Source organism: Microbacterium sp. P5_E9 (assembly GCF_054049175.1).
Genome location: NZ_JBFUMV010000003.1, coordinates 106,176 through 128,867 on the forward strand (window position 1 = coordinate 106,176; position 22,692 = coordinate 128,867).

Here is a 22,692-nt window from a genome sequence, read left to right on the forward strand (position 1 = left end):
GGTGCCACCTTGGTCAGCTGACGAAGCGGATCGTGGCGGGGTACTGGTACCACTCGCCCCGGTTCGCCTTCACTGCGGCGATGATCGAGAAGACGACGCCGGCCAGCCAGGCCGCGAAGAGGATCACGAACCCGATCAGCACGATGGTGAGGAGGCCGCCGACGAAGCTCACGATCAGCAGGGTGAGCTGGAAGTTCAGTGCAGTGGCGGCGTAGCCGCGGACGAACGGCCCGCGATCCTTGAGCACCAGATAGCCGACCAGGGGGGCGAGGAAGCCGAAGAACAGCCCGCCCAGTTGGATGAGCGTCGCCCACAGCTTCTCGTCGGCCGGGCTCATCGTCGGGACCGGCTGCGGGGGACCGTAGGGGGGATAGTTCGGGGAAGTCACCTCTGAAGGATAGGCGCGATCGCCGGCGTACTCGACCCCTGAGGTCGGGCCTACTGCGGCTGGGGGTCGGAGTCGGAGGCCTGCCCGAACGCCCGGTCCCATTCCTGCAGCTCCTTGCGCCGCCCGATCAGCCCGTCGAGCGACACCTGGAAGTGCAGCCCTCGGCTGGCGTTGACCTGCTTGATGTTGCCCACGAGCTCGTCCGAGACGGCCGAGAGCGCGCCGCGCACCTCGAGCACCCGCTCGTCGGGGTCGTCCCAGAGGTGGGGGTGGGTGAGGATGTCGAGGAGGTAGTCGCGATCGAGCGCCGCCGAGAGCTTGCGCAGCTTGTCGTCGTACTCGACGGCGGCGATCCCCCGCTGGTCGGCGCCGCTGCGCTTGTCGAGCCGGGTGAACAGCTCGGTGACATTGCCGGCGATGACGGCGATCTCCTGGCCGGTCTGGGCGGCGACCGGGTTGCCCGCCGAACCGACGGCGGCGTACTCGCCGGCGAGCGTCTGCAGCGCGATCACGCGCGTGCGCACCGACTCGGGCAGCCGCCGGTCGGCGCGGGAATTCCGCGAGCGCACGATGGCGACCACGCCGATCCCGGCGGCCAGCAGCGCAGCGACCACGATCGCGAGGGCGACGACCATACCGCCGCCGACGCCCGCATCGGCCGGCGGCGGTGCGGAATCGGATGCCGCGACCACGCCCTGCACGGTCTGCGTCAGCCCCGCTTCCAGGGTGTCGGTCGCGTTCTCCGCCTCGTTCGCGATCCGCAGGGCCTCGCCCTCGGGGAGGACGTGGGAACCTGCCAGCAGATCGTCGCCGACGGCGACGATGATCGTGTCGTACTGGGTCTTGGCCGCGATCTCCGCGACGATCTCCGGGCCGGAGCCCTCGAGGCTCGCATTGTCGGAGAAGACCACAACCGCGATCGAGGCATCCGTCACCTGCTGCTCGAGCTGGGCGGTGAGCTCAGCCGATCCGCTCACCTCAGGGGAGACGTAGACGTTGTCGCTCTGGAGGGCGGCGACGGCGTCGTCCACATACCCCGCGGAAGCGGTGACAAGCTCCATCGGTCGCCAGCCGCCTAGAAGTTGTTGATGACGGAGGCGAACACGAGGTCGATGCGCGCAGGGTCCGACGCGTCGAACCACTGGCCGCCGGTGGCTTCGGCGATGCGCTGCAGCGCTCCGGTGTCCGCCCCTTCGCCGTACGCGATCGGGAACACCCGGACCGGAGCGGCTTCATCGCCTTCGCGCGCGGACTTGCCGATCTTCGCGACGAGGGAGTCCAGCGAGATCTTCGAGTCGGTGTCCTGCCCGTCGGAGAGCACCACGATGGCGTTGATGCGACCGGGTTCGGCGCGCTTGATCATCTCGTCGTAGGCCGCGGCGACGGCGTCGTACAGCGGTGTGCCCTGCCGGTTGACGAAGCGGAGGTCGTCGAGCGAGCTCCGCAGCGCCTCGCCGTCCGAGGCGAGGGGCGAGACCTCGCGGAGCACGGAGATGCCCTCGCCCTCGGGCGAGGACATGCCGGTCGTGAAGATCCAGATGCCGACCTCGTCGGTCGAGCGGAAGTGCCCGAGGGTCGACTGCGCGCCCTCGATCGCACCGTCGAGCTTGGACCGGCCATCGCCGATCGGGTCGTCCATCGATCCGGACACATCGACCACTTCGAGCACGGAGGACGGCTTGCGGATCTGCGTCCACTGGTCGATCGCCGCGGACACCACGTCGACCTCGGGACGCGGGAGCGTCACGGCCGGCTTGGCCGGGTCGACGCCATAGGCCTCGGTGAACAGGTCGCCGAGCGGCACCGACTCGTCGAGCGGGCGGAAGCCGTACTCGGGAAGGATCCGCTGCGCCGCCGCCGTCTGCAGGAAGGCGACGAACGCCGCCCCCGCGGTCGCCTGCTCGGCGGTGACCCAGTCGGCGCCGAGGACCGTGACGGGGTTGTCCGACCACATCGAGCCGCCCGAGGGGTAGACGGCGACGAGCTTCTCCTTCGGCGGGGTGAGCTTCTCACCGGGCTGCACGGTGTGCGAGTCGGGGTTGCCCTGGTTGTAGTTCAGCAGTGAGGTCTCTTCCAGTGCGACCGCGGAGACGTATCCGGAGCCTCCGGCGCCGTTCTGCGTCTCGTCGTAGAGGGTGGCCAGCACCTTGCCGGTGGTGTCGCCGTAGTGGATGACGCACTCTTCGAACACGCGCGAGAAGTCCTCTGCCGCCGAAACGTCAGCGGTCGTGAGGTCGGCAGTCTTGCCGGAGGCCTCGTACGACTGCATGAGGATCGCCGAGAGCCCCGTGGTGGAGGTGTTCGGGTTGGTCTTGGAGATCTTGAACGAGCCCCACAGCGGCTTGCCGACGCTCCCCCAGCCGGCCGGGTCGGAGCACAGGCGCTCGAAGTCGGAGATCCCGATCTCGGCGCCGGGCCAGCCGAGCGCGCGCGCCATGGTCTCGGGCACACCGAACACGACCGGCGTGTGGGTGAACGACACCGGCTCGCCGACGAGGGCGGGCGACGCCGCAGCCGCGACCCGTTCGGTCCACACGGTCGAGGCCGGTGACCAGAGACTCGGCCACCGTCGCTCGTTCTCATCGGGCCAGTCGCCGCCCGCAGTGAGGATCCGCGTCGCCTCACCGGAGGACACGTTGATGGGGCGCACCGTCGCGCAGGTGTCCAGGGCCGCCGCCTCCGGCGACTCCTTGAACGCCTTCGCCAGGGCGTCGAGCATGTTGACCTTCTCGGAGGATGTCGCGACCACGACGTTGGTGCAGCCGTCGTCGGCGAAGTCTCCGCCGCCCACCGTGTCGGGCTCGGCGTCCGAGCCGAAGCATCCGGTCAGCGACAGGAGCGCGGCCGCGATCACGGCTCCCACGGCCAGGGAGCGCCGGTGCGATCCTGACGACGAGGAGCGGGTCGGACGGGTGGAAGCGGGAGGTCGGCCGGGAGCCATGCGTACAGCGTAAATCCCGCAGGTCCGCGGCGGGCACGGGATCCGTCGCGGCCGGTGCGAGCGGAGCATCGGTCCCTGAGCCTGTCGAAGGGTCCGATGCGCAGCGCCGGACCCTTCGACAAGCTCAGCGACCTGCTCGGTCAGCCGCCGAAGCCGCACCAGGCGGCGACCCAGGTGAGGATCCTGCCGCGCAGGTCCGCGGGCGCGGCGAGCTCGATCTCGCCCGGATCGCCCTCCACCTCGACCGCGAGAGTGAAGATCGTGCCGCGCTTGTCCTCCTGCACCGCGTGCGGATCGCAGCGCAGCGGCACGAGCGGGAGCGACACCACCACGGCGTCGGTGTCGGTGCTCGTGACCTCGAGGTCGAGGGTGTGCGTGTCGGCCGTGTCGCCGGCCCCCTGCCCGAACGTGAGCAGGTTGGTCGTCTGGATGCCGCGGATCACGGCTCCGGCGGCGCCGGTGGGCCGGATCGTGAGTTCGAGCGAGGCCGGCGTGCCCGCCGGCGACGGCGTGAATCCGGTGAAGGCGAGGTCCGCGGCCTTCGCGAGCAGCGCCGCACGGCACTCGCGCTCGTGCAGCGGCGCCACGAATCCGACGGGATCGGGGAGCGGCGCCGTCACCTCGACGCTGTCGCCGCCGGTCGAATAGTCGAACGTGACGGATGCCTCGGCTTCGGCATCCGCGTCCACCCCGGCACCCGCGCAGGCGGCCGCGGGCAGCTGCACCCGGATGTCCACGGTGCTGCCGGCGGCGACCCGGCTGTCGCGCTCGACCACCCGCACCGCGGGGCCGTCGAACCGCGGGTCCGCCACCCGGACCGATCCGATCGTGAGCACGTCGTCAGTGCCGTTGACGATCTCGACATTCGCCTGGCGGGCGGCGACGTCCGACCTCAGCTGCACGAAGGCGACCGTGACCCCGTCGGGCAGCGCCGTCGCGCGGCCGGAGGGCGCGGCATCCGGAGCATTCGCGGCACAGCCGGCCAGCACGAGGACAAGCGCGACCGCCGCCGAGACTCCGATTCGTCGCCGCACGCGCTACCGCCGCACCAGCACCCGCAGGGCCGTGAAGTCGTCGAGCGCGACCTGGTCGATCTCGATGCCGAGCCCGGGGCCGGTCGGCACCCGCACGTGCCCGTCCTCGAGCACGGCCGGCTCGGTCACGATGTCGCGGTGGTAGAACCGGCTCGACGCCGATACGTCCCCGGGCAGCGTGAAACCGGGCAGAGCGGCGAGCGCGGCGTTCGCCGCACGCCCGATGCCGGTCTCGAGCATGCCGCCGCACCAGACCGGGATCGCAGCATCCCGGCACAGATCGTGGATGCGCACGGCCTCGAGATACCCGCCGACGCGACCGGCCTTGATGTTGATGACGGATGCCGCGCCCAGCGCGAGCGCATCCCGGGCGGCCTTGACCGACGTGATCGACTCGTCGAGGCAGACCGGCGTCGTCAGGTGGCGGGCGAGGGTGGCATGGTCGACGATGTCGTCTTCCTGCAGGGGCTGCTCGAGGAGGAGGAGGTCGAAGCGATCGAGCTCGGCGAGCGTCTCGATGTCGGCGAGCGTGTAGGCGGAGTTGGCGTCGACCTGGAGGGGGATGGCGCCGAAAGCCTCGCGGACGGCCGCGGTGTCGCCGATGTCGCGTCCGGGTTTGATCTTGATCTTGATCCGCACGTAGCCCTCGTCGAGGTACCCGCGGACCACCTCCACGAGCGTAGCCGGGTCGCGCTGGATCCCGACGCTCACGCCGCTCGGCACCCGGTCGTGGAGCGCGCCGATGTATTCGCCGAGCGGGCGTCCTTCGGCGCGCAGCGCCGCGTCGAGCACGGCCAGTTCGAGCCCCGCCTTGGCCATGCGATGGCCGACGAACGGATGCAGCACGCCCGCGACGTCCTCGGGCGCGAGCGCGGGGCGATCGAGGAGCGCCGGGATGAGCCAGCGGGTCGCGACATCCCACGCCCCTTCCGTGTACTCGCTCGAGTACAGCGGCGACTCGCCCGTCACGATCTCGCCCCAGCCGTCGCCGTCGGCGGTCAGGGCGCGCACGACGATCACCTCGCGCACGGTCTCGGTGCCGAACGAGGTCGTGAACGGCGACACGAGCGGGATCTGCAGCACCCGCAGCTCGAAACCTTCAAGGGCGACGGATGCCGTGGGCCGGGCGATGGGCATGCGCTCAGGCTACGCCCGGCGCGCACGCCGGTCAGTTCAGGGCGCGAGTGCCGGCCGGGATGCCGCCCCCGGCGTGAATGGCGCGCACGAGGTCCTGCAGCGCAGTGAGTGCCACCCGCTGCGGCGCCGGGCCGTATGAGACGCGCGTGACGCCGAGCTCCTCGAGCTTCGCGAGTGAAGGGGCCCCCGCCCCGATGACCGAGAGCTTGAGGGGGCCGAAGGCGTCCACGAGCGTGCGGATCTGCGCCTCGTCGAGCTTGCCCGGCACGAACACCACGGGTGCGCCGGCCTCGATGTAGGCCTGACCGCGGGTCACGGCATCCGCGAGATTCTCCTCCGGTGTGCGATCGCGCCCGCGGACGAACGCGTCGGTGCGGGCGTTGAGCACGAATCGGATGCCCTCTGACTCCCCTGCGGCGAGCGCCGCCTCGACGCCGCGGACGGCTTCGTCGAGGGGCTTCAGCTGGTCTTCGATGTTCGCGCCGACGACGCCGACGTTGATCGCGCGGCGAACCGTCTCGCCGATGTCGCCGTAGCCCGCTTCCAGATCGGCCGACACCGGCAGGTCGGTGGCCTGCACGATGCGCTGGATCGCGTCGAGGTGCAGGTCGAGGGGGATCTGCTCGCCGTCCTCGTAGCCGAAGCTCGCGGCGATGGAGTGGCTCGCGGTGGCGAGCGCCTTCGTGCCCGGCTCACCGGCGACGACCTTCGCCGAGATCGGATCCCACACGTTCACGACGGTGAGGAGTTCCGGGGCTTCGTGCAGGTCGAGGAGGCGTCGTGCCTTGTCGTGGATCGTCATGCGTCCAGTCAAGCGCGCGACGCGCGAATCGTCACGGGGGTTGACGCTCTGTGACGGCTCATCCCCAGGGCGGTGCGCCGGACTCACCGTGACGCCGCGGCCGCAGCGTCGCGGGCGCCGGCCACGGCAGCTCGAAGCGCTCCACCGGCACCTCGATCGCCCCGAAGTCGTCGGTCTGGATCACGACCCGTCCCGCGTCGGCGCGACGCGGCGGGCTCACCTCGACCAGCTTCACCCGGAGCGGCTCGGCGTCCGGGCGCTCCAGCATCCAGATCTCCGCGAGCCAGGAGAGTCCGCGGGCATCGAGCACCGCTTCGGCGTCGAGCCAGTCGAGGACATCGGATGCCGCGCGCCCGAGCAGGTCGACCGCGATCCACTGGTCGGCGCCGACGGCTTTGGACGCTGGCCGGATCCAGCCGAGCAGCTCGCCGTCGTCGCGGCGATGCGGGGTCCAGTCGTCCGGGATCACGGCGCCAGGGTACCGGCCATGCTCCGGGTCAGTGCGCGAAGATGCCGGCCCGCGGAGGCTCGGGGACCGCGAGGAACGATGCGCGTGCCGCGCGCGGCTGGTGGCGCCGCCACGCCAGCGTGTGCCGGTGCAGCAGCACGTAGCGCCATTCGGCGATCCGGGTCTCGATGTTCTCTCGCATGGCTTCCTCCTGGAGTGGAGGAGGCGAGAGGGGCGACGCAGATACCTCAGTCGGTGAGCTCGGCGAAGGCGCGCACCGGGAACGTGCCGAAGTCCTCGACCGCGGGCGGGGCTGCGGTGAACCGGGCGACCTGCGGGGGGAGCGCGCCGAGATTGGTCAGGTGCTCGACCACGTGCACCCCGGCGGCGAGCAGCAGCGAGTGCGCGGGACGCTCGCCGCCCGACTCGGTGTCGTCGATGTTCAGCGAGTCGATGCCCACGAGCACGACCCCGGCGTCGATCAGGTGCTGCGCGCCGTCAGCGGTGAGGAACGGAGCGCCCTTCGCATACTCGGGCTGACCGAACCAGCGGTCGAACCCGGTGTGCAGCAGCACCGCCGACCCGCGCACCTCGCGATCGGCGAGGGTCTCGGGACGGATGCCGCGGCGCTCCGGAGTCCACGCGTCTTCGAGGTGGAAGACCTCGGCGCGCAGCCCGACGAGGGTCGAGAGGTCGAGGCCCGCGAGGTCGGGTCCCTCGGCGTAGCGGTGGAAGGGCGAGTCGAGGTAGGTGCCGGTGTTGCCGATCATCGTGATGACATCCATCGCGAACTCGGTGCCGGGCGCGTACTTCGCCCGCGAATCCTCGCGGGTGAGATGCGGCGTGATGGTCGGCGCGGGCAGCCCCGGATACGTCACGAGCCCGGCCCGGATCGGGTGGCTGAGGTCGATGATGCGGGTCTGGGTCGCGGCATCCGTCCCCTGCGTCTCCGGCGTCACGGCGATGCCCCGGCTGCCGCGGTGCGGCTCCTCGACGATCCGCAGCCCCCGCAGCTGCACGTCGTCGACGAGCGCGAGCCCGAGGTGCTGCACGAGCAGCCGGCCGATCGCGGCCTCGTCGAGGTCGGCGCTCGGCAGGTCGAGGCGGAACGCGGTGCCGCTCAGCTCACCCCCGTTGGCGAACGACAGGTCGAAGTCGAAGTGGGCGCGAAAGTCCGGGCTGGCCATGCGCTTGAGCCTAGGACGGGCGGATGCCGCGACTCCTCCGATCCTCGGAGAATGGCACCTTTCCCTGACCGGTCGGCAGGATCCCTCCGCCAGGCCTCAGGACGCGCGCACGAACAGATAGCCCCGCTCGTCGTCGAACCCGCCGACGGTCAGACCCGCTTCGCGGTGGCCGAGGAAGCCCTCGCGGACGCGCAGGCGCCAGCCCGCGGCATCCGTCGGCGATTCCCGACGCAGCGCCTCGATGTCGTGGGGCACCGCTACGGTCGCGACCACCAGGTCGTCGGACGGCGTCGGCACGGGCGGCGAGGCCAGCGACCACGTGACGAGGATGCGGTCGGACTCGTCACCGCGGTTGACCCCGTCGTCCATGGGGCCGTAGCGGTTGACGAAGTAGTCCGTGAAGCGCGTGCCGAGCACCCGCAGGTTGAAGTGGGCGTTGCGTGCCACGAGTGGGTCGAAGGTCCACGTGATGTGGCCGACTTCGCGCGCGAAGGCCCACTCGCGCTGGTGCTGCTTGAGCAGACGGCCCAGGCCATGACGCTGGTACTCGGGCAGGACGCCGGTGATGTGCGAGTGCATCGACCGGGTGGCCGGAGGGCCGAAGAACCCGACCGAGGCTCCGATGATCCGGTCGCCGTCGTAGAGGCCGACGACGTAGTTGCCCGAATAGGCGAGCGCGGCGACCAGATTCGGCGGCATCCCGCCGCGGTCACCGCCCCACACGTCGCGCAGCACCGCCGCGGCGGCGAATGCCTCGTCGACCGTGTCGAGCGTGCGGATCCGGATGCCGGGGGGCGTGTCGACGTGCGGGTCGGGCATGCGCCCACCCTACAACTGGGGCCCCCGCGACCCCTGCCGCGCCCGTGCGACCCGTGCCCCTCCAGCGCGCCGATAGCCTGGAGCGATGGCTCCAGGGGACGAGAACGCACGCAGGCGACTCACCCGGATGCCTCGGCAGGGCGCCATCGTCGCGGTCCTGGCCGTTGCAGGGCTGGCCTCGTCGTTCATGTTCACGCTCGTCGTGCCGATCCAAGCGCGGCTCCCCGAACTGCTGAACGCGAGTCGTGAGGACACCGCGTGGGTCGTCACCTCGACCCTGCTGGCGGCCGCGGTCATCACCCCGATCTCGGGGCGCCTCGGCGATATGTACGGCAAGCGGCGCGTCGTGCTGGCGCTGCTCGCACTCATGGTGTTCGGCTCGGTCATCGCCGCGATCTCGCCCGGGATCGTCGGCGTCGTCATCGGTCGCACCTTCCAAGGCGCCGTGACCGGCGTCATCCCGCTCGGCATCTCGATCCTTCGGGACGTCCTGCACGAAGACCGCGTCGACTCGGCGATCGCCCTGATCAGCGCGACGCTCGGCGTCGGGGGCGCGCTGGGCCTGCCGATCAGCGCCCTCATCACGCAGTACGCCGACTGGCACGTGCTGTTCTGGGTCGCCGCAGGACTGGGTGTCGTGGTGTTCCTGCTCGTGGTGTGGATCGTGCCGGAGAGCGTGCTGCGCACGGCGGGAAAGTTCGACTTCATCGGCGCGACCGGTCTCGCGATCGGTCTCGTCGGCATCCTCCTCGCGATCTCGCGCGGGAATGTCTGGGGCTGGACCTCGGCGCCCGTGCTCCTCTGCGGGCTCGGCGGCCTCGCGGTGCTGCTCGTGTGGGGCTGGTACGAGCTGCGGATCGCTGAGCCGCTGCTCGACCTGCGCGTCGCCGCGCGGCGGCCGGTGCTGCTGACCAACATCGCCTCGATCGCGATGGGGTTCTCGCTGTTCGCGTCGAACGTCGCCTACCCGCAGATGCTCGAGCTGCCGGTCGCCGTCGGCGGGTTCGGGCTGTCGCTCCTGGCCGCGAGCCTGGTGATCATGCCCGCCGGGATCGTGATGATGGTGCTCTCGCCGTTCTCCGGTCGGCTCGCCCGCACGATCGGTCCCAAGGTGCTGCTCGTCGGCGGCGCGGTCGCGCTGATCGTCGCGTACAGCTTCACGCTGCTCTTCTCCACCGAGGTGTGGCAGATCCTGGTGGCGAACTTCATCATCGGCATCGGCATCGGGCTCGGCTACGCGGCGATGCCGATGCTCATCATGCGCTCGGTGCCGCAGTCCGAGACCGGCGCCTCGAACGGCCTCAACGCGCTGTTCCGCTCGCTCGGCACGAGCTCGGCGGCGGCCGTCATCGGCGCGGTGCTGGCGACCTTCACGATCGCCCAGGGCGACACTCAGGTGCCCTCTCCGACCGCGTTCCACGTGTCGTTCATCCTCGGCGGGTTCGCGGCGATCGTCGCCTTCGCGGTGGCCCTGTTCATCCCGCCGCATCGCGCACCGCAGGAGCGGCATCCGTCCCTCCGCGAGTGAGCGGCGCGGGGACGGGGTCTGTCGCACAGCCCGAAGTGCCCACTACTCTGACGCCATGAGCGACCAGAGCGGCACACCAGAAGAGGTTCCCGTCGGCCCGCCCGACGTCCCGCCGCACGGAGGTGCGACGGCCGTCGATCCAGAGAGCGGTGGTGACCAGGACACCCGCTTCTTCGGCCAGCCGCGAGCGCTTGCCACGGTCTTCGGTGTGGAGCTGTGGGAGCGGTTCAGCTTCTACGGCATGCAGGGCATCCTGCTCATCTACATGTACTACTCGGTGGCCGAGGGGGGCCTCGGCATCGACCAGGCCACCGCGACCGGCATCGTCGGCGCGTACGGCGGCACCGTCTACCTGTCGACGATCCTCGGGGCGTGGGTCGCCGACCGGCTCCTCGGGTCGGAGCGCGTGCTGTTCTACAGCGCCATCGTCATCATGCTGGGGCACATCGTGCTGGCCGTGCTGCCCAGCCTGTGGGGCCTCGGCATCGGCCTCATCCTCGTCGCCGTCGGCTCAGGCGGTCTGAAGGCGAACGCGACCTCGGTCGTCGGAACGCTGTACACCCCCAAGGACACCCGCCGAGACGCCGGGTTCTCGATCTTCTATCTCGGCATCAACGTCGGCGCGTTCCTCGGCCCGCTCATCACCGGATTCCTGCAGAGCAACTACGGGTTCCACTGGGGCTTCGGCATCGCCGCGGTCGGCATGGGCATCGGCCTCACGCAGTACTCGTTCGGCCGCAAGAACCTCCCCGAATCATCGCGGATCGTCTCCAACCCGCTCCCCCGGCGCCTGTATCTCGCCGTCGCGGGCATCGGGATCGCGGGCATCGCGGTCATCGTCGTACTGGTGCTGCTCGAGGTCATCCGCGCGAACAACCTGGCCGGTGTCGTCATCATCTTCACGCTCATCGCGGCGGTCGCGTACTTCGGGGTGATCATCTCGTCGAAGCACATCGACGGGACCGACCGGTCGCGGGTGTTCGGCTTCATCCCGCTGTTCATCGTGAACGTCGGCTTCTGGTCGCTCTACCAGCAGCAGTTCACGGTGCTGACGATCTACTCGGACCAGCGCCTCGACCGCACGATCCTCGGCTGGGAGATGCCGGTCTCGTGGATCAACTCGATCAACCCGATCTTCGTCATCATCCTCTCGGGCGTGTTCGCCGCGATCTGGACGAAGCTCGGCACCCGGCAGCCGTCGGCGCCGGTCAAGTTCGCCCTCGGCGCGATCGTCATGGGCGTCGCGTTCCTGCTCTTCCTGCCCTGGGCGAACGGTGCGCCGAACTCGACGCCGCTCATCGCGATCATCTTCATCCTCTTCGTGTTCACGATCGCGGAGATGTTCATCTCGCCTCCTGGTCTGTCGGTGACGACCAAGCTCGCGCCCGCGCGCTTCCACACGCAGATGGTCGCGCTGTACTTCCTTTCGGTGTCACTCGGCACGAGCATCGCCGGCTGGCTCGCGCAGTTCTACGACCCGACCAACGAGGTGCCCTACTTCACGATCCTCGGCTTCATCGCGATCATCCTCGGCATCGCGCTGCTGTTCTGCGTGAAGCCGGTGCTCAAGCTCATGAAGGGCGTGCGCTGACCCGCACCTCGTGGGTGGAGGTGCCAGCGGGCAGTGCCACGCGCTCGCCCGCGACGAGCTCCGCTGCGACTCCGAAAGGCACGGTGACGATGACGGATGCTGTCGCCTCGGCGCGCCGCCAATCGACAGCAAGCTCGCCGTAGGGTGTGCCGACGTGCGCCTTCACGTGGTCGACGCCTGCCTCGAAGTCGGGCTCGATCACCGCGGTCCGGAAGCCGGGAGAGGTCGAGCGGATGCCGGCGACCCTGCGGTAGAGCCAGTCGTCGACGCTGCCCGGCGCGTAGTGATTGAAGGACATGGCACGAATCTCGCCCTCCGGCGAGATTGCGTCCCACGCCTCCCAGATGGTCGTCGCGCCCCGGTCCACCTCGTAGAGCCAGGACGGCATCTCGGACTGCCAGAGCAGCGTCCTGGCGACCTCCGGATAGCCGTGGTCGCACAGCACGTCGAGCAGGTACGGGGTCGAGAGGAACCCGGTGTCGAGGCGGTCTCCCCGTGCATGGATGAGCTCGACGAGCCTACCCGCGGCCTGCCCGCGAAGGCCGTCGGGCACCATGTCGAACGCCAGCGCAAGGACGTAGAGGCCCTGGAGCCGCACCGGGAGGTCGCCGCGCTCATCGACGTACTCCGCGGCGAAAGCGGCGCGGACGGCTGAGGCCCGGTCGGTGAGGGCCGCGGCATCGGTCTCTCTTCCCAGTAGTGCGGCGATGCGCGACGCGAGCGTGAGCGTGTGTGCCTGGAACATCGGCGCCAGGTACTCGCTTGTCAGCGCCGGCGCGATAGCGAGTGCCTCGTGGATCGGACGGCCCTCCATGGTGGACGGAGTGAGCCAGTCGCCGAAGTGCTCGCCGGTGTTGAAGAGCAGCGCCTGGGCCGCGCGGCGCTCGGGCGGCAGGTCGTCGGCGAGCTCAGGGGGCAGTTCGGCTGCCGCGGTCGATCGCTGGTACTCGACCCAGCGCAGCATCGCGTCGTAGTTCTCCTCGAGCACCCGGCGGTCGCCGGTGCGCTCGTAGAGGGTCCACGGCACGATGGCGATCGCGTCGCTCCAGCCCGCGGCCGCGACGATCGACCCGATGCCCTGGGCGGTCGCAGCGGCTTCGGCGTCGAACGGCGAGCGCGGGGAGAAGATCGGGATGCGCCCATCGGGCAGCTGATCGGCACGGAGGTTCTCCAGCCAGCGGGAGAGGAAAGGCACCACCTGGGCGTTGTTGGCCGCGGCGCCCACGAAGGCCTGGAGGTCGCCGGTCCAGCCAGCCCGCTCGCGCTGCGGGCAGTCGGTCGGAATCGAGAGGAAGTTGCCCCGCTGACTCCAGACGACGTTGTCGTGCAGGCGGTTCAGCCGAGGATCGGACGAGCGGAACGACCCGGTCTGCTCGAGGTCGCTCGCCATGACCACTCCGGTGATGTCCTCGGGGCGAAGGGAACCCGAGAGCCCGCTGACCCGGGCGTACCGGAGGCCGTGGAAGGTGAACTCCGGCTCCCATTCATCGTCGCCACCCGCTGAGACGAAGACGTCCGTCTGCTCCTTGTTGATGCCGACGATGTTCGCAAACCACGAGCCGTCGGCGGCGAGCGTCTCGGTGTGCTCCAGGACGATCCGCTGGCCGGGCGTCGTCCCGCGGAGGCGGAGGCGCACGCGGCCGACGAGCACCTGGCCGAAGTCGACGATCGCGCCCTCGGCCGTGGCGAGCACCGAGACCGCCGGCAGTTCCTGCACCCGTCGGATCGGCTCCCCGGCGAAGGGCCGGAGGACCGCATGGTCGCATCCGACCTCGGCGACCGGCATCCAGTCACTGTCATCGAACCCTGGCCGGTCCCAGCCGGCGGGCACTGCCCGACGGTCGAACTGCTCGCCCACGAACAGGTCGGCATACGTCCACGGGCCGGTCGCGCTGCGGACGCCGGCTCCGGATGCCACGACCTCCGTCACCCCGTCGGCATAGTCGAGGTGCAGCTGCCAGATCGCCGAGGTGCGCGTGCCGAACTGCGCGCTGGACCCCGTGAGGCCGAGGCGGCCCGCCCACCAGCCGTCGGCGAGCGCGACGCCCAGCACGTTCTCGCCCTCGGACAGCAAGGCGGTGACGTCGTACGACTGCACCGAGATGCGGTGCCCGTAGGCGTCGGAGCCGGGCGCGAGCGCCTGGTCGTCAGCACGCTCGCCGTTCACGAACGCGGAGTACCCTCCCCGGGCGGTCGCGTACAGGCGGGCGCGAGCGAGGCCGCCGCGCACCGCGAAGGACTGCCGCAGCAGCTGCGGGGGACGCAGCCGGTCCTCGGGCGCGGTGTCGGGGCCGAGGCCGCGGATCCAGTCGACGATGCTCCAGCGCTCGACGACGGCGTCCTGCTGCGCCGGCTCGACCCAGGCGGCCACCCAGTCGCCGGCATCCAGGAGTGCCGTCTCGAAGGTCGATTCCGCCCACGGGGTCCACCGGTCACCCGAGCGGCTGCGCACACGCCAGGTGTACCGGGTGTTCGAGGTGAGCCGTTCTCCGGCGTACTCGACGAGCGAGGTCTCGCGGCTCTCGACGGGCCCGCTCGTCCACACAGCGCCGGCTCCGGTGTGCACCGAGAGTTCGTACGCTTCCTGTGCGTGGTCGACGATCCACGAGAACCGCGGCGCGCGGCTGCCGATGCCGATCGGCGCGCGCAGGTACTCGACCCGGAGATCGCGAGGCTCGGGACGGATGCCGGGCAGGATGGGCTTCACGGAGCTCGTCCGTCTTCATCCTGGTGATGGAGACTCAGCTTGGCGAGCAGGTCTCCCCAGAGCAGGCGCATGTCGATCTCAGTGACGATGCGGCTGGTACCCGGCCGGAAGCCGGGGTCGAGCCCCGCTACCGCGGCGAGCGCGCCGTCTCCGAGGGTGATGACGCCATGCAGCGTGACGAACGCCGGAAGGTCGAGCAGGCGCTCGGCGAGCCAGCCGCCGGGGTACGACGAGTGGGCGAGCCCCGAACGGACCTCTGCGACCGAGACGCGCATGCGCTCATAGGTCTCGAGCGGAATCTGCACCACCGGAATGCCCGAGGCGAGGACGGATGCCGCAGCGGAGGGGGCGGTGTCCCTGTTGTACTCCGGAGCATCATTCAGGCTCCCGCCGATCCACACGAGGGTTACGCGTTCGCGGAGCGCCGGCTCGAGAGCGAGCGCCGCCGCCACATTGGTCAGCGGCCCACCGCAGAGGATCGCGAGCGGCACGTCGGACTCCGCCAGGCACACCTCCACGATCGCCCGTGCAGCCGGTGAAGGCTCATCCCTCGGGGCGAAGTCCTCCGCACCGCCCACGACGTCGTGATCGGTCGAGCCCAGCACCTCGAGCAGAGCGTGCGCGGCCCGCGCCCCGAGGGATGCGGTCGCCGAGGCATCCACCCCCGCGAGATGGGCGAGCACCGGATCGACCGGGGTGCAGGTGATCAGCTCGACCTGCACATCATCGGTCAGCAGCACGTGCGCGAGCGAGACGAGCCCGTCGGGGTCGCCGGCGAAGTCGTTGTCGACGATCACGCGCCATCGCGGGGTGACCATGTGTGCTCCAGGGGATAGCGACGGTCCGACGGTCATCCGCCGGCGGTGAACCTGGTCGTCAGAGTGCCGATGCCCTCGATCTCGCTCACCAGCACGTCGTCCGGGCCGATGAAGCGCGGCGGAGTGCGGCGGTTGCCGATGCCGGAGGGCGTCCCCGAGAAGATGATGTCGCCGGGCAGCAGCGGGCACACGGCCGACAGGCGCACGATCAGCTCGGGGACGTCGTAGAGCATCATCGACGTGCGCGAGGACTGCATCCCCTCGCCCGACAGACTGCACGAGATCCCGAGGTCGTCGCGATCCGCGAACTCGTCGGTGGTCACCAGCCACGGGCCGGTCGGGCCGAAGCCCGGGAACGACTTGCCGAGGCTGAACTGGGGAGCCGAGCCCTGCAGTTGAGTGATGCGCTCGGAGAGGTCCTGACCGATCGTGAGTCCGGCGACGTGTTCCCACGCCATCTCGCGATCGACCTTGTGCGCCTCGCGACCGATCACGACGACCAGCTCGACCTCCCAGTCGACGTGCCCTTCGGGCAGTTCGACGACGTGATCGGGGCCCACGATCGACGAGGGGAACTTCGTGAACGTCACCGGCATCGCGTCCGGCGGGTAGCCGGCCTCGGCGGCGTGCTCGGCGTAGTTCAGGCCGATCGCGAACACCTGGCGGGGGCGCGGCACGGGGGCGCCCAGGTCAGTGGCGTCGAAGGTGACGGATGCCGCAGCCGCGGCATCCGGAACCGTCGATGCCCACTCCGCGAAGGCGGCCCAGTCGTCGAACAGCGCCTGGGGATCGGGGCCGAAACGACCGTCCGACGCCGTGGCGACGTCGACCGCGCCGCCCTCGGAGACGAGGACGGCACGGCCGGCGAGGTTGGCGATTCTCACCAGTCGACCCGCTTCGGAGCGGGCTCGCCGTAGCGCTCTTCCCAGCTGATGACCTTGTTGCGGAGGATGCCCAGGCCCTGGATCTCGGCCTCGACCACGTCACCGGGCTTGAGGTAGAAGTCGAAGGGGTTCTCCTGGATCGCCGCGACGCCGCGGATGGTGCCGGTCGAGATGAGGTCGCCCGCACTGAAGATCTGCGGCGAGTGGTACGAGATGAGGTGCGGCAGCGTCACGACCATCTCGTTCGTGTTGCCCTTCTGCCGGACGTCTCCGTTGACCCGCAGCTCCATCGCGAGGTTCTGATAGTCCGGCACCTCATCGATCGTGACGATGTACGGGCCGATCGGGCAGAACGTGTCGATGGCCTTCGAGAACGAGAAGACGCCGGACTCCATCTCCTTGCGCTGAATGTCGCGCGCCGAGATGTCGTTGAAGATCGTGAAACCGGCGATGTGCTCCACGGCATCCTCAGGGCTGAAGAACTTGCCCGGCTTGCCGATGACGGCGAGCATCTCGAGTTCGTAGTCCATCTCGCGAGTGAGGTGATCGGGGTAGACGATCTCGTCGTCGGGGCCGATGATCGCGTCGACGTTCTGGAAGAACACGATGCCCTTGTGAACGGGGTGCGACCAGTTGACCTTCTCGAGCTCTTCGTGGTGGGCCGCGAAGTTGCCGGCCGTGTGGAAGAACTTCTTGGGAACGATGGGGGCGCGCAGGCGCACGTCGCTGTAGGCGAGGCGCTCGCCGGTCTCGCCGACCTTGCCCTCGAGCTCGAAGTAGGTGCGGGTCGAGGGCACGTCGAGTTCGATGACGAGGTTCTCCTCGAGTTCGAGCCGGCCGACGCGACCGTCGTCGAAAGTGATGAGCTTCATTGGTTTTCTCCTTGGTTCTACGTCGTGGGGTGAGCGCCTAGGCGCCGACCATGTTGAAGCCGCCGTCGGCGAGCATGTAGCCGCCGGTCAGGTGCGCGGCCTCGTCGGTCGCGAGCCACAGGCAGGTGCCGGCGACGAACTCGGGCGGCGGGATGATGCCCATCGGGGTCTGCGAGAGCAGCACCTCGCGGCGGCCGCTCTTCCAGTCCTCGCGGTTCAGCAGACGCTCGGTCTCCATGAAGCCGGGTGCGAACGTGTTGACCCGCACGGCGGGGGCGAAGGCCTTGGCGTAGGACTTGGTGATGCCGAGGATCGCGTACTTGGCGGCGGCGTACTGGGGCGCGCGCGCCGACCCCCGCACGATGACGGTGGAGCCGACCTGCACGATGCTGCCGTGACCCTGCGCCAGCATCCGCTCGCCGAACTCATGGGTCATCAGCAGCGTGCCCTTGACGTCGATGTCGATGACCGCATCGAGCGCCTCCTGCGTGAGCTCGTCCCAGTTCATCTGCTCGCTCGAGACGTCGCCGACATTGTTGACGAGCACGTCGAGCACGCCGAACGCTGCCCACACTTCGTCGGCCATGCGCTTGATCTCGGCCCACGAGCCGATGTCGGCCTGCACGAGGATGCCGTCGCTGCCCGCTTCGCGGATGCGCTCGAGCGTCGCCTCGGCGCCGGCCTTGGACGAGCGGTAGTGGACGGCGACCTTGGCGCCCTCCTGCGCGGCGCGAACCGCGATCTCGGCGCCGAAGCCGGTGCCGGCGCCCGTGACGAGCACGGTCTTGCCCGCGAAGCGGGGGAAGATCTGCGACATGTGTCTCTCCTATCGTCGTTCGAGTCTCAGACCAGAGTCCGGCCGCCGTCGATGTACATCACGTGGCCGGTGATGAAGCCGGCATGGCGTGACGACAGGAACAGCGCTGGACCGGTCAGTTCGTCGGGGGTGCCGAGGCGCCCGGCGGGCACCAGGCTCTCGAGGTCTGCGCGCTTGCCCGGCTTCGCGAGCTCGCCGGCGGTGAGCGGCGTCTCGATGTAGCCGGGGGCGAGGGCGTTCACGGTCACGCCCGATGAGGCCCATTCGCGTGCCATGACCCGCAGAAGCTGGTTGATGCCACCMTTGGACGCCGCGTACGGACCGTGCGAGTGGTGGGCGAGCAGCCCCGAGACGCTCGAGAGTGCGAGCACCCGTCCATGCCCCTGGGCGACCATGTGGCGGCCGGCGGCCTGCGCCAGGCCGAACAGGGACGAGAGGTTGACGCGGAGGATGTGGTCCCACTCGTCCTCGGTGAAATCGAGGATTGGACGCCGGTCGTTGATGCCCACGGCGTGCAGCATCACGTCGAGTCCGCCGAGCCGCTCCACGACCTCCGAGACGACGCGGTCGCCCGATCCGTGCTCGATGAGGTCGGCCTGGATCAGCTCGTGCCGTGTGCCGAGAGCGGCCAGTGCATCCCCGATGGCCTCCAGCGCACGCTGGTCGCGGTCGACGACGGCGACCGACGCCCCCGCGTTCGCATACGCGAGCGCGCAGGCTCCCCCGATTCCGCCGGCACCCGCGACCAGGACCCGCGAGCCGTCGAGTCCGAGCCAGTCGGCCCCCGTGCTCAGGGCGGTGTCTGTCATGACGTTTCCTCGATTGATTCATTCAATGAAAGTTGTTTTCGTAGATTGAATGTATGCTGATCTCAGCGATTCGTCAAATGGAGGACCTCGATGGCCGGACGCGTGCACCCCTTCACCCCCGAATCGCTCACGGGCGCGCAGCGCGACCTGTACGACGCGATCGCCGGCGGCCCGCGGTCGCAGGGGCCCCAGCACTTCGCCCTCACCCGCCGCGACGGGTCTCTCCGCGGGCCCTTCAACGCGCTGCTTCTCGCACCGCGGCTGGGCGCCGCGCTCCAGGATGTGGGAGCCGCGATCCGCTATCGCGGCGCGCTCAGCGACCGCTCGCGCGAGATCGCGATCCTGCTGGTCGCCGCCCACTGGGACAGTGCCTTCGAGCGCGAGGCGCATGAAGCGGTGGGTGCCGCCGCGGGGCTGACCGATGCCGAGCTCGCCGCCTTGCGCGACGCCGATACGTCCGGCTGTTCTGGTGACGAGGGCCTGGTGGCGCGGGTGACGGCGGCGCTGCTCGACGGCGACCTCGACGACAACCTGTGGGACGAGGCATCCACGGCCCTCGGTGCGGAGGTGGTCTTCGAGCTCACGGTGCTCGTGGGTTACTACGCGACCCTCGCGCTGCAGCTGCGGGTATTCCGGGTGGAGGCCTGACGTTGCACCGGCTCGCATCCGCAGATACGGTTTCACACAATGAAAACTGATGAGCCGGCCGATGCGGCCGAGAAGACGCCCAGCCGCTACCGGATCGAGGCGCTCGCCAAGGGCCTGGATGTCCTGAGGCTCTTCGACGAGTCGGTGACCTCGCTGAAACTGCGCGAGATCAGCGACCGCACCGGCATCCCGATGCCGACCGCCTTCCGCGTCGTCGCAACACTCGAAGAGGGCGGATATCTCGAGCGACTTCCGGATGGCAGCATCCGTCCCGGTGTCGCCGTCCTGCTGCTGGGCTCGGCCGCACTTCGCGGATCGAGCCTCGTGCAGCTGAGCGAGCAGCCCCTGCGGCACCTCGCCGAGCAGTCGGGCGAGACGGTCAACCTCGGCGTGCTGGTCGGAGACCAGGTGCTGTACCTCGCGCGGCTGCGCAACTCCGATCTCGTGACCGCGAACATCCAGGTCGGCTCGACGCTCCCCGCTGCGTACACCTCGATGGGCAAGCTGCTGCTCGCCTACCTCAGTGACGCGGAGCTGAAGGCGGCGCTCGCGAACCACGATTTCTCGAGGGATGCCGGCCCCAACGCCGCGGGGTCGCTCGACGTACTGCGCGAGCGCCTCGCCGCCATCCGCGAGCAGGGCTACTCGCTGCAGGACCAGGAGGTCGCCGCCGGTCTGCGGTCGGTCTCGGTGCCGGTTTTCGGGCGGAATGCCGCGAAGCCGGCCGCCGCCATCAACATCGCCGTGTCGACGCAGCGCCACGATCTCGCCTCCCTCCGGGGGCCGATTCTGCAGCGGCTGCGCGCGACGGCCGAGGACATCTCGCGGCTGCTGCGCGCGACCTGACACAACCCGAGGTCGGTGCGCGGCATCCCGGTGTCGCGGACCTGACCCGCTCGCTGGGCGGGTCTCAGCGCGCCGCGATCGCATCCTGAAGGAGCCTCAGAGTCTGCTCCGCGGCGGGATGGCCGACCTCGTTGAGATACCCGTGCATGGCACCCCGCGCCCGTACGACGTGCAGATCGACGCTGGCTGTGGCGAGCTCGCCGGCGAAGGCCTCCCCCGACGCACGTAGGCTGTCGAGCTCGGCGTTCACCATGAGCACCGGAGGAAGCCCCGCGAGATGGTGACCTCCCGCGAAGGCGTACCCGTCCGGGTCGCCCGCGGGATCGGGCAGGTAGTTGCGATTGATGGCGTCACGGGCCTCCGACGTGAAGATGCGGGCGGGAGGGACGGTCTGAAGCAGGCGCGCCAGCTCTTCATTGGGCTCCAGGATGCCGTCATGCAGCGAGGGGTAGACCAGCGCCAGCAGGCTCGGGATGGCCGCCTCCCGGTCGCGCAGTCGCATCGCCGCCCCCGCCGAGAGGTTGGCGCCGGCACTCGCGCCACCCAGGGCCACTCGATCGGGGTCGGCGCCATACGTGCCGGCGTTCTGCACCGCCCAGTCGAAGGCGGCCACGGTCTGCAGGCCGGCGACCGGGAAGCGAGCCCGCGGACCGGCTGCTTCGGCTTCAGCCCGCAGCTGCTCGGGGGACGGGAAGGCGGCATCGGGGTCGGGCGGTGCGAGTGCGGCCAGCCCATCGAGCGGTGCCAGCGTGTAATCCACCGAGACCACCGTGATGCCGGCTTCGCTCAGCCTCCGGCCGACCTGATCGGCCTCGGGCATCTCGAGGGTGCCGAACATGAACGCTCCACCATGGAGCCACACCAGGGCGGCTCCGCCGGGCTCCGAAGCCGGGTAGACGCGCACCCGGAAGTCGTAGCCCCCGGCCTCGAGCGCGATTTCGTGCGTATCGGTCATGGTGATCCTCTGGGTCAGCGCGCCGTGTGGCGCGAGATGAAGTCGATAGCCCGGTCGAAGAGCGGGCGGGTGTCCGCGCAGCCCTGCCAGAAGTGCCTGCCACCCTGGACGGGGTGGAAGTCCACCTCGGCGCCGGCACCGCGAAGCGCCTCTGCGAGGGCGACGCTCTGCGAGAAGGGCACGTGCTCGTCGGCTGTGCCGTGCGCGATGTGGAAGGGCGGGGCGCCCGCCCGCACACTATGCACGGGGCTCGCCAGACGGGCGGCTTCGGGATGCTGAGCCGCAGGACCGCCGATCCACCGGGCTTCGCGCGTGTCGGCGGGGGCTTCGCCGAGGTCGTGGTCAGCCATCGTGAAGAGGTCGGCCGGGCCGAACCAGTCGACGACCGCGCGCACATCGTCGCGCCGGAACGCGGTCAGCGCCGCAAGGGTCGCACCGGCCGAGACTCCCCACAGCGCGATGCGCGAAGCATCCACTCCGTATTCCGGCGCGTGTTCGCGAAGCCAGGCGATTGCCGCGTCCACGTCATCGAGCTGAGCGGGAAAGCGCGCCTCGCCGCTCAGGCGGTACTCGCACGAGGCGATGGCGAACCCGGCGGCCACGATGCGCTCGAACGACTCCGTGTCGCTGATGCCAGGCGTGAACACCTTGCGGCTTCCGCGCAGCCACCCCCCGCCGTGCAGGAACACGACGAGGGGGGCGGCTGCGTTGCCGAAAGATGCGGCGTCCGGGGTCCGCAGGTCCAGCGACAGCGGCCGGAATCCCGCGGGCTGAGCGAAGTCGATCTCGAGGATCGAAGTCATCACGACCTCAGTCGCGGAACTGGAACTCGGGCATGAACTGCGTCCAGTACTTCTCGCCCGCGGCGCGCATGGTCGGGTAGTCGGGAACGTAGACCCCCCGCGGCTCGGTGAGATCGGTCTGCTGCCCCATCGCGTGGAAGAAGCGCTCGAAGCCGGCCGTGCCGACGCCGAACACCTTGGTGGTGTTGTGGATCTGGAACGCGTGCACGACGTTCGCCGGGATGAACGCGAAGTCGCCCGTCGTCAGCGTGGTCTTGGTGTGGTAATCGGCCTCGTCATCCATCCAGATGCTGATCTCGCCGTCGACGACGTAGAAGATCTCGTGCGTCTTGAAGTGCTTGTGCGCGGGGATGCGGTCGCCCTTGGGTCCGACCATCGTGAACGCGCCGTACTGGTCGTCGGTCTCGTCGGCCGAGAGCAGGATCGAGAAGAGCTGGTCGAAGACGAGGGACTTCTCCCCCTCGCCGTTGCCGAGGACGAACGGCTTCGGGGCCGCCGGGAGGATGCCCGCGAAGGGCACCTTGTCCGGGTCGTCTGCGGGGAAAGTGGTCATGCTTTACCTCCTTGTGAAAGCAGTGGGTGCCGTTAGGCGGAGAACTCGGCGGACGGTGCCCGCGAATCGCTCTTAGTGCCTCAAGTCTCACCAGGATCCGCGGGG

General features: G+C 69.8%; 23 protein-coding genes. 4 read left to right on the forward strand and 19 right to left on the reverse strand.

Features of this window, described 5'->3' with window-relative positions:
- Positions 1–13 precede the first annotated feature (13 nt).
- From ACXJ3V_RS06715 to ACXJ3V_RS06760, 10 genes are all read right to left on the reverse strand, one after another.
- Positions 14–388 carry a DUF4870 domain-containing protein gene (locus tag ACXJ3V_RS06715; protein WP_457099505.1) on the reverse strand — a complete coding sequence of 125 codons (375 nt, stop codon included), beginning with the start codon at positions 386–388 and terminating at the stop codon, positions 14–16.
- A gap of 50 nt (positions 389–438) precedes the next feature.
- Positions 439–1,449 carry a hypothetical protein gene (locus tag ACXJ3V_RS06720; RefSeq protein ID WP_457099506.1) on the reverse strand — a complete coding sequence of 337 codons (1,011 nt, stop codon included), beginning with the start codon at positions 1,447–1,449 and terminating at the stop codon, positions 439–441.
- Between the two features lie 14 nt (positions 1,450–1,463).
- Complete coding sequence (locus ACXJ3V_RS06725; RefSeq protein ID WP_457099507.1) at positions 1,464–3,329, reverse strand: substrate-binding and vWA domain-containing protein; 1,866 nt, start codon at positions 3,327–3,329, stop codon at positions 1,464–1,466.
- Between the two features lie 140 nt (positions 3,330–3,469).
- Positions 3,470–4,363, reverse strand: coding sequence for a hypothetical protein (locus ACXJ3V_RS06730; protein ID WP_457099508.1), 894 nt, complete (start codon positions 4,361–4,363; stop codon positions 3,470–3,472).
- 3 nt (positions 4,364–4,366) lie between these two features.
- Complete coding sequence (menC, locus tag ACXJ3V_RS06735) at positions 4,367–5,500, reverse strand: o-succinylbenzoate synthase (RefSeq protein ID WP_457099509.1); 1,134 nt, start codon at positions 5,498–5,500, stop codon at positions 4,367–4,369.
- A 31-nt stretch (positions 5,501–5,531) separates the two neighbouring features.
- Complete coding sequence (locus tag ACXJ3V_RS06740) at positions 5,532–6,302, reverse strand: isocitrate lyase/PEP mutase family protein (protein WP_457099510.1); 771 nt, start codon at positions 6,300–6,302, stop codon at positions 5,532–5,534.
- 58 nt (positions 6,303–6,360) lie between these two features.
- Positions 6,361–6,771 (reverse strand): hypothetical protein, encoded by a 411-nt coding sequence (locus tag ACXJ3V_RS06745; protein ID WP_457099511.1) that lies wholly within the window; start codon positions 6,769–6,771, stop codon positions 6,361–6,363.
- A 28-nt stretch (positions 6,772–6,799) separates the two neighbouring features.
- Positions 6,800–6,952 carry a hypothetical protein gene (locus tag ACXJ3V_RS06750; protein WP_457099512.1) on the reverse strand — a complete coding sequence of 51 codons (153 nt, stop codon included), beginning with the start codon at positions 6,950–6,952 and terminating at the stop codon, positions 6,800–6,802.
- Between the two features lie 46 nt (positions 6,953–6,998).
- The gene (locus ACXJ3V_RS06755) at positions 6,999–7,937 is read right to left on the reverse strand and encodes a cyclase family protein (protein ID WP_457099513.1); all 939 of its coding nucleotides are present in this window, start codon (positions 7,935–7,937) and stop codon (positions 6,999–7,001) included.
- 96 nt (positions 7,938–8,033) lie between these two features.
- Complete coding sequence (locus ACXJ3V_RS06760; protein ID WP_457099514.1) at positions 8,034–8,756, reverse strand: GNAT family N-acetyltransferase; 723 nt, start codon at positions 8,754–8,756, stop codon at positions 8,034–8,036.
- A 127-nt stretch (positions 8,757–8,883) separates the two neighbouring features.
- Here ACXJ3V_RS06760 and ACXJ3V_RS06765 point away from each other — a divergent pair, with 127 nt between their 5' ends.
- Both ACXJ3V_RS06765 and ACXJ3V_RS06770 read left to right on the forward strand, forming a co-directional pair.
- Positions 8,884–10,284: an MFS transporter gene (locus tag ACXJ3V_RS06765; protein WP_457099740.1), complete on the forward strand. Its 1,401-nt coding sequence runs from the start codon at positions 8,884–8,886 to the stop codon at positions 10,282–10,284.
- Positions 10,285–10,339: 55 nt separating this feature from the next.
- On the forward strand, positions 10,340–11,875 hold the full coding sequence (locus tag ACXJ3V_RS06770; protein WP_457099515.1) for a peptide MFS transporter: 1,536 nt from the start codon (positions 10,340–10,342) through the stop codon (positions 11,873–11,875).
- Here ACXJ3V_RS06770 and ACXJ3V_RS06775 read toward each other — a convergent pair.
- From ACXJ3V_RS06775 to ACXJ3V_RS06800, 6 genes are read right to left on the reverse strand one after another with little or no spacing between them, the layout of a single operon-like run.
- Entirely contained in the window at positions 11,856–14,582 is a 2,727-nt protein-coding gene (locus tag ACXJ3V_RS06775) for a family 78 glycoside hydrolase catalytic domain (RefSeq protein ID WP_457099516.1), read from the reverse strand. The genes ACXJ3V_RS06770 and ACXJ3V_RS06775 overlap by 20 nt on opposite strands.
- Complete coding sequence (locus tag ACXJ3V_RS06780) at positions 14,579–15,400, reverse strand: nucleoside hydrolase (RefSeq protein WP_457099517.1); 822 nt, start codon at positions 15,398–15,400, stop codon at positions 14,579–14,581. Before ACXJ3V_RS06780 ends, ACXJ3V_RS06775 begins: the two co-directional genes overlap by 4 nt.
- Positions 15,401–15,432: 32 nt before the next feature.
- Positions 15,433–16,284, reverse strand: a complete 852-nt coding sequence (locus ACXJ3V_RS06785; RefSeq protein ID WP_457099518.1) for a fumarylacetoacetate hydrolase family protein — start codon at positions 16,282–16,284, stop codon at positions 15,433–15,435.
- On the reverse strand, positions 16,281–17,156 hold the full coding sequence (locus ACXJ3V_RS06790; RefSeq protein ID WP_457099519.1) for a fumarylacetoacetate hydrolase family protein: 876 nt from the start codon (positions 17,154–17,156) through the stop codon (positions 16,281–16,283). The genes ACXJ3V_RS06785 and ACXJ3V_RS06790 overlap by 4 nt, the downstream gene beginning before the upstream one ends.
- 37 nt (positions 17,157–17,193) lie before the next feature.
- A complete protein-coding gene (locus tag ACXJ3V_RS06795) occupies positions 17,194–17,973 on the reverse strand; it encodes an SDR family NAD(P)-dependent oxidoreductase (RefSeq protein ID WP_457099520.1) in 780 nt (259 codons plus the stop codon).
- A gap of 26 nt (positions 17,974–17,999) precedes the next feature.
- Positions 18,000–18,782 (reverse strand): SDR family NAD(P)-dependent oxidoreductase, encoded by a 783-nt coding sequence (locus ACXJ3V_RS06800; RefSeq protein WP_457099521.1) that lies wholly within the window; start codon positions 18,780–18,782, stop codon positions 18,000–18,002.
- 90 nt (positions 18,783–18,872) lie between these two features.
- Between ACXJ3V_RS06800 and ACXJ3V_RS06805 the strand changes: the two genes are divergently transcribed.
- Together ACXJ3V_RS06805 and ACXJ3V_RS06810 are read left to right on the forward strand one after the other, a co-directional pair.
- Positions 18,873–19,430, forward strand: a complete 558-nt coding sequence (locus ACXJ3V_RS06805; RefSeq protein ID WP_457099522.1) for a carboxymuconolactone decarboxylase family protein — start codon at positions 18,873–18,875, stop codon at positions 19,428–19,430.
- Between the two features lie 39 nt (positions 19,431–19,469).
- Positions 19,470–20,276, forward strand: a complete 807-nt coding sequence (locus tag ACXJ3V_RS06810) for an IclR family transcriptional regulator (RefSeq protein ID WP_457099523.1) — start codon at positions 19,470–19,472, stop codon at positions 20,274–20,276.
- 64 nt (positions 20,277–20,340) lie between these two features.
- Here ACXJ3V_RS06810 and ACXJ3V_RS06815 read toward each other — a convergent pair whose 3' ends face one another.
- The 3 genes from ACXJ3V_RS06815 to ACXJ3V_RS06825 are packed head-to-tail and all read right to left on the reverse strand — an operon-like array spanning position 20,341 to position 22,587.
- Positions 20,341–21,231, reverse strand: coding sequence for an alpha/beta hydrolase fold domain-containing protein (locus tag ACXJ3V_RS06815; RefSeq protein WP_457099524.1), 891 nt, complete (start codon positions 21,229–21,231; stop codon positions 20,341–20,343).
- 14 nt (positions 21,232–21,245) lie between these two features.
- Positions 21,246–22,034, reverse strand: a complete 789-nt coding sequence (locus ACXJ3V_RS06820) for an alpha/beta hydrolase fold domain-containing protein (protein WP_457099525.1) — start codon at positions 22,032–22,034, stop codon at positions 21,246–21,248.
- A 7-nt stretch (positions 22,035–22,041) separates the two neighbouring features.
- A complete protein-coding gene (locus ACXJ3V_RS06825; protein WP_457099526.1) occupies positions 22,042–22,587 on the reverse strand; it encodes a quercetin 2,3-dioxygenase in 546 nt (181 codons plus the stop codon).
- Between the last annotated feature and the right edge of the window lie 105 nt (positions 22,588–22,692).

What these genes read in the sequence shown, in the direction of transcription:
- ACXJ3V_RS06720 (WP_457099506.1), bottom strand. Translation starts at nt 1,449, where the DNA reads ATGGAGCTTGTCACCGCTTCCGCGGGGTATGTGGACGACGCCGTCGCC.
- ACXJ3V_RS06725 (WP_457099507.1), bottom strand. Translation starts at nt 3,329, where the DNA reads ATGGCTCCCGGCCGACCTCCCGCTTCCACCCGTCCGACCCGCTCCTCG.
- menC (WP_457099509.1), bottom strand. Translation starts at nt 5,500, where the DNA reads ATGCCCATCGCCCGGCCCACGGCATCCGTCGCCCTTGAAGGTTTCGAG.
- ACXJ3V_RS06740 (WP_457099510.1), bottom strand. Translation starts at nt 6,302, where the DNA reads ATGACGATCCACGACAAGGCACGACGCCTCCTCGACCTGCACGAAGCC.
- ACXJ3V_RS06750 (WP_457099512.1), bottom strand. Translation starts at nt 6,952, where the DNA reads ATGCGAGAGAACATCGAGACCCGGATCGCCGAATGGCGCTACGTGCTG.
- ACXJ3V_RS06755 (WP_457099513.1), bottom strand. Translation starts at nt 7,937, where the DNA reads ATGGCCAGCCCGGACTTTCGCGCCCACTTCGACTTCGACCTGTCGTTC.
- ACXJ3V_RS06760 (WP_457099514.1), bottom strand. Translation starts at nt 8,756, where the DNA reads ATGCCCGACCCGCACGTCGACACGCCCCCCGGCATCCGGATCCGCACG.
- ACXJ3V_RS06765 (WP_457099740.1), top strand. Translation starts at nt 8,884, where the DNA reads ATGCCTCGGCAGGGCGCCATCGTCGCGGTCCTGGCCGTTGCAGGGCTG.
- ACXJ3V_RS06770 (WP_457099515.1), top strand. Translation starts at nt 10,340, where the DNA reads ATGAGCGACCAGAGCGGCACACCAGAAGAGGTTCCCGTCGGCCCGCCC.
- ACXJ3V_RS06780 (WP_457099517.1), bottom strand. Translation starts at nt 15,400, where the DNA reads ATGGTCACCCCGCGATGGCGCGTGATCGTCGACAACGACTTCGCCGGC.
- ACXJ3V_RS06790 (WP_457099519.1), bottom strand. Translation starts at nt 17,156, where the DNA reads ATGAAGCTCATCACTTTCGACGACGGTCGCGTCGGCCGGCTCGAACTC.
- ACXJ3V_RS06795 (WP_457099520.1), bottom strand. Translation starts at nt 17,973, where the DNA reads ATGTCGCAGATCTTCCCCCGCTTCGCGGGCAAGACCGTGCTCGTCACG.
- ACXJ3V_RS06805 (WP_457099522.1), top strand. Translation starts at nt 18,873, where the DNA reads ATGGCCGGACGCGTGCACCCCTTCACCCCCGAATCGCTCACGGGCGCG.
- ACXJ3V_RS06810 (WP_457099523.1), top strand. Translation starts at nt 19,470, where the DNA reads ATGAAAACTGATGAGCCGGCCGATGCGGCCGAGAAGACGCCCAGCCGC.
- ACXJ3V_RS06815 (WP_457099524.1), bottom strand. Translation starts at nt 21,231, where the DNA reads ATGACCGATACGCACGAAATCGCGCTCGAGGCCGGGGGCTACGACTTC.
- ACXJ3V_RS06820 (WP_457099525.1), bottom strand. Translation starts at nt 22,034, where the DNA reads ATGACTTCGATCCTCGAGATCGACTTCGCTCAGCCCGCGGGATTCCGG.
- ACXJ3V_RS06825 (WP_457099526.1), bottom strand. Translation starts at nt 22,587, where the DNA reads ATGACCACTTTCCCCGCAGACGACCCGGACAAGGTGCCCTTCGCGGGC.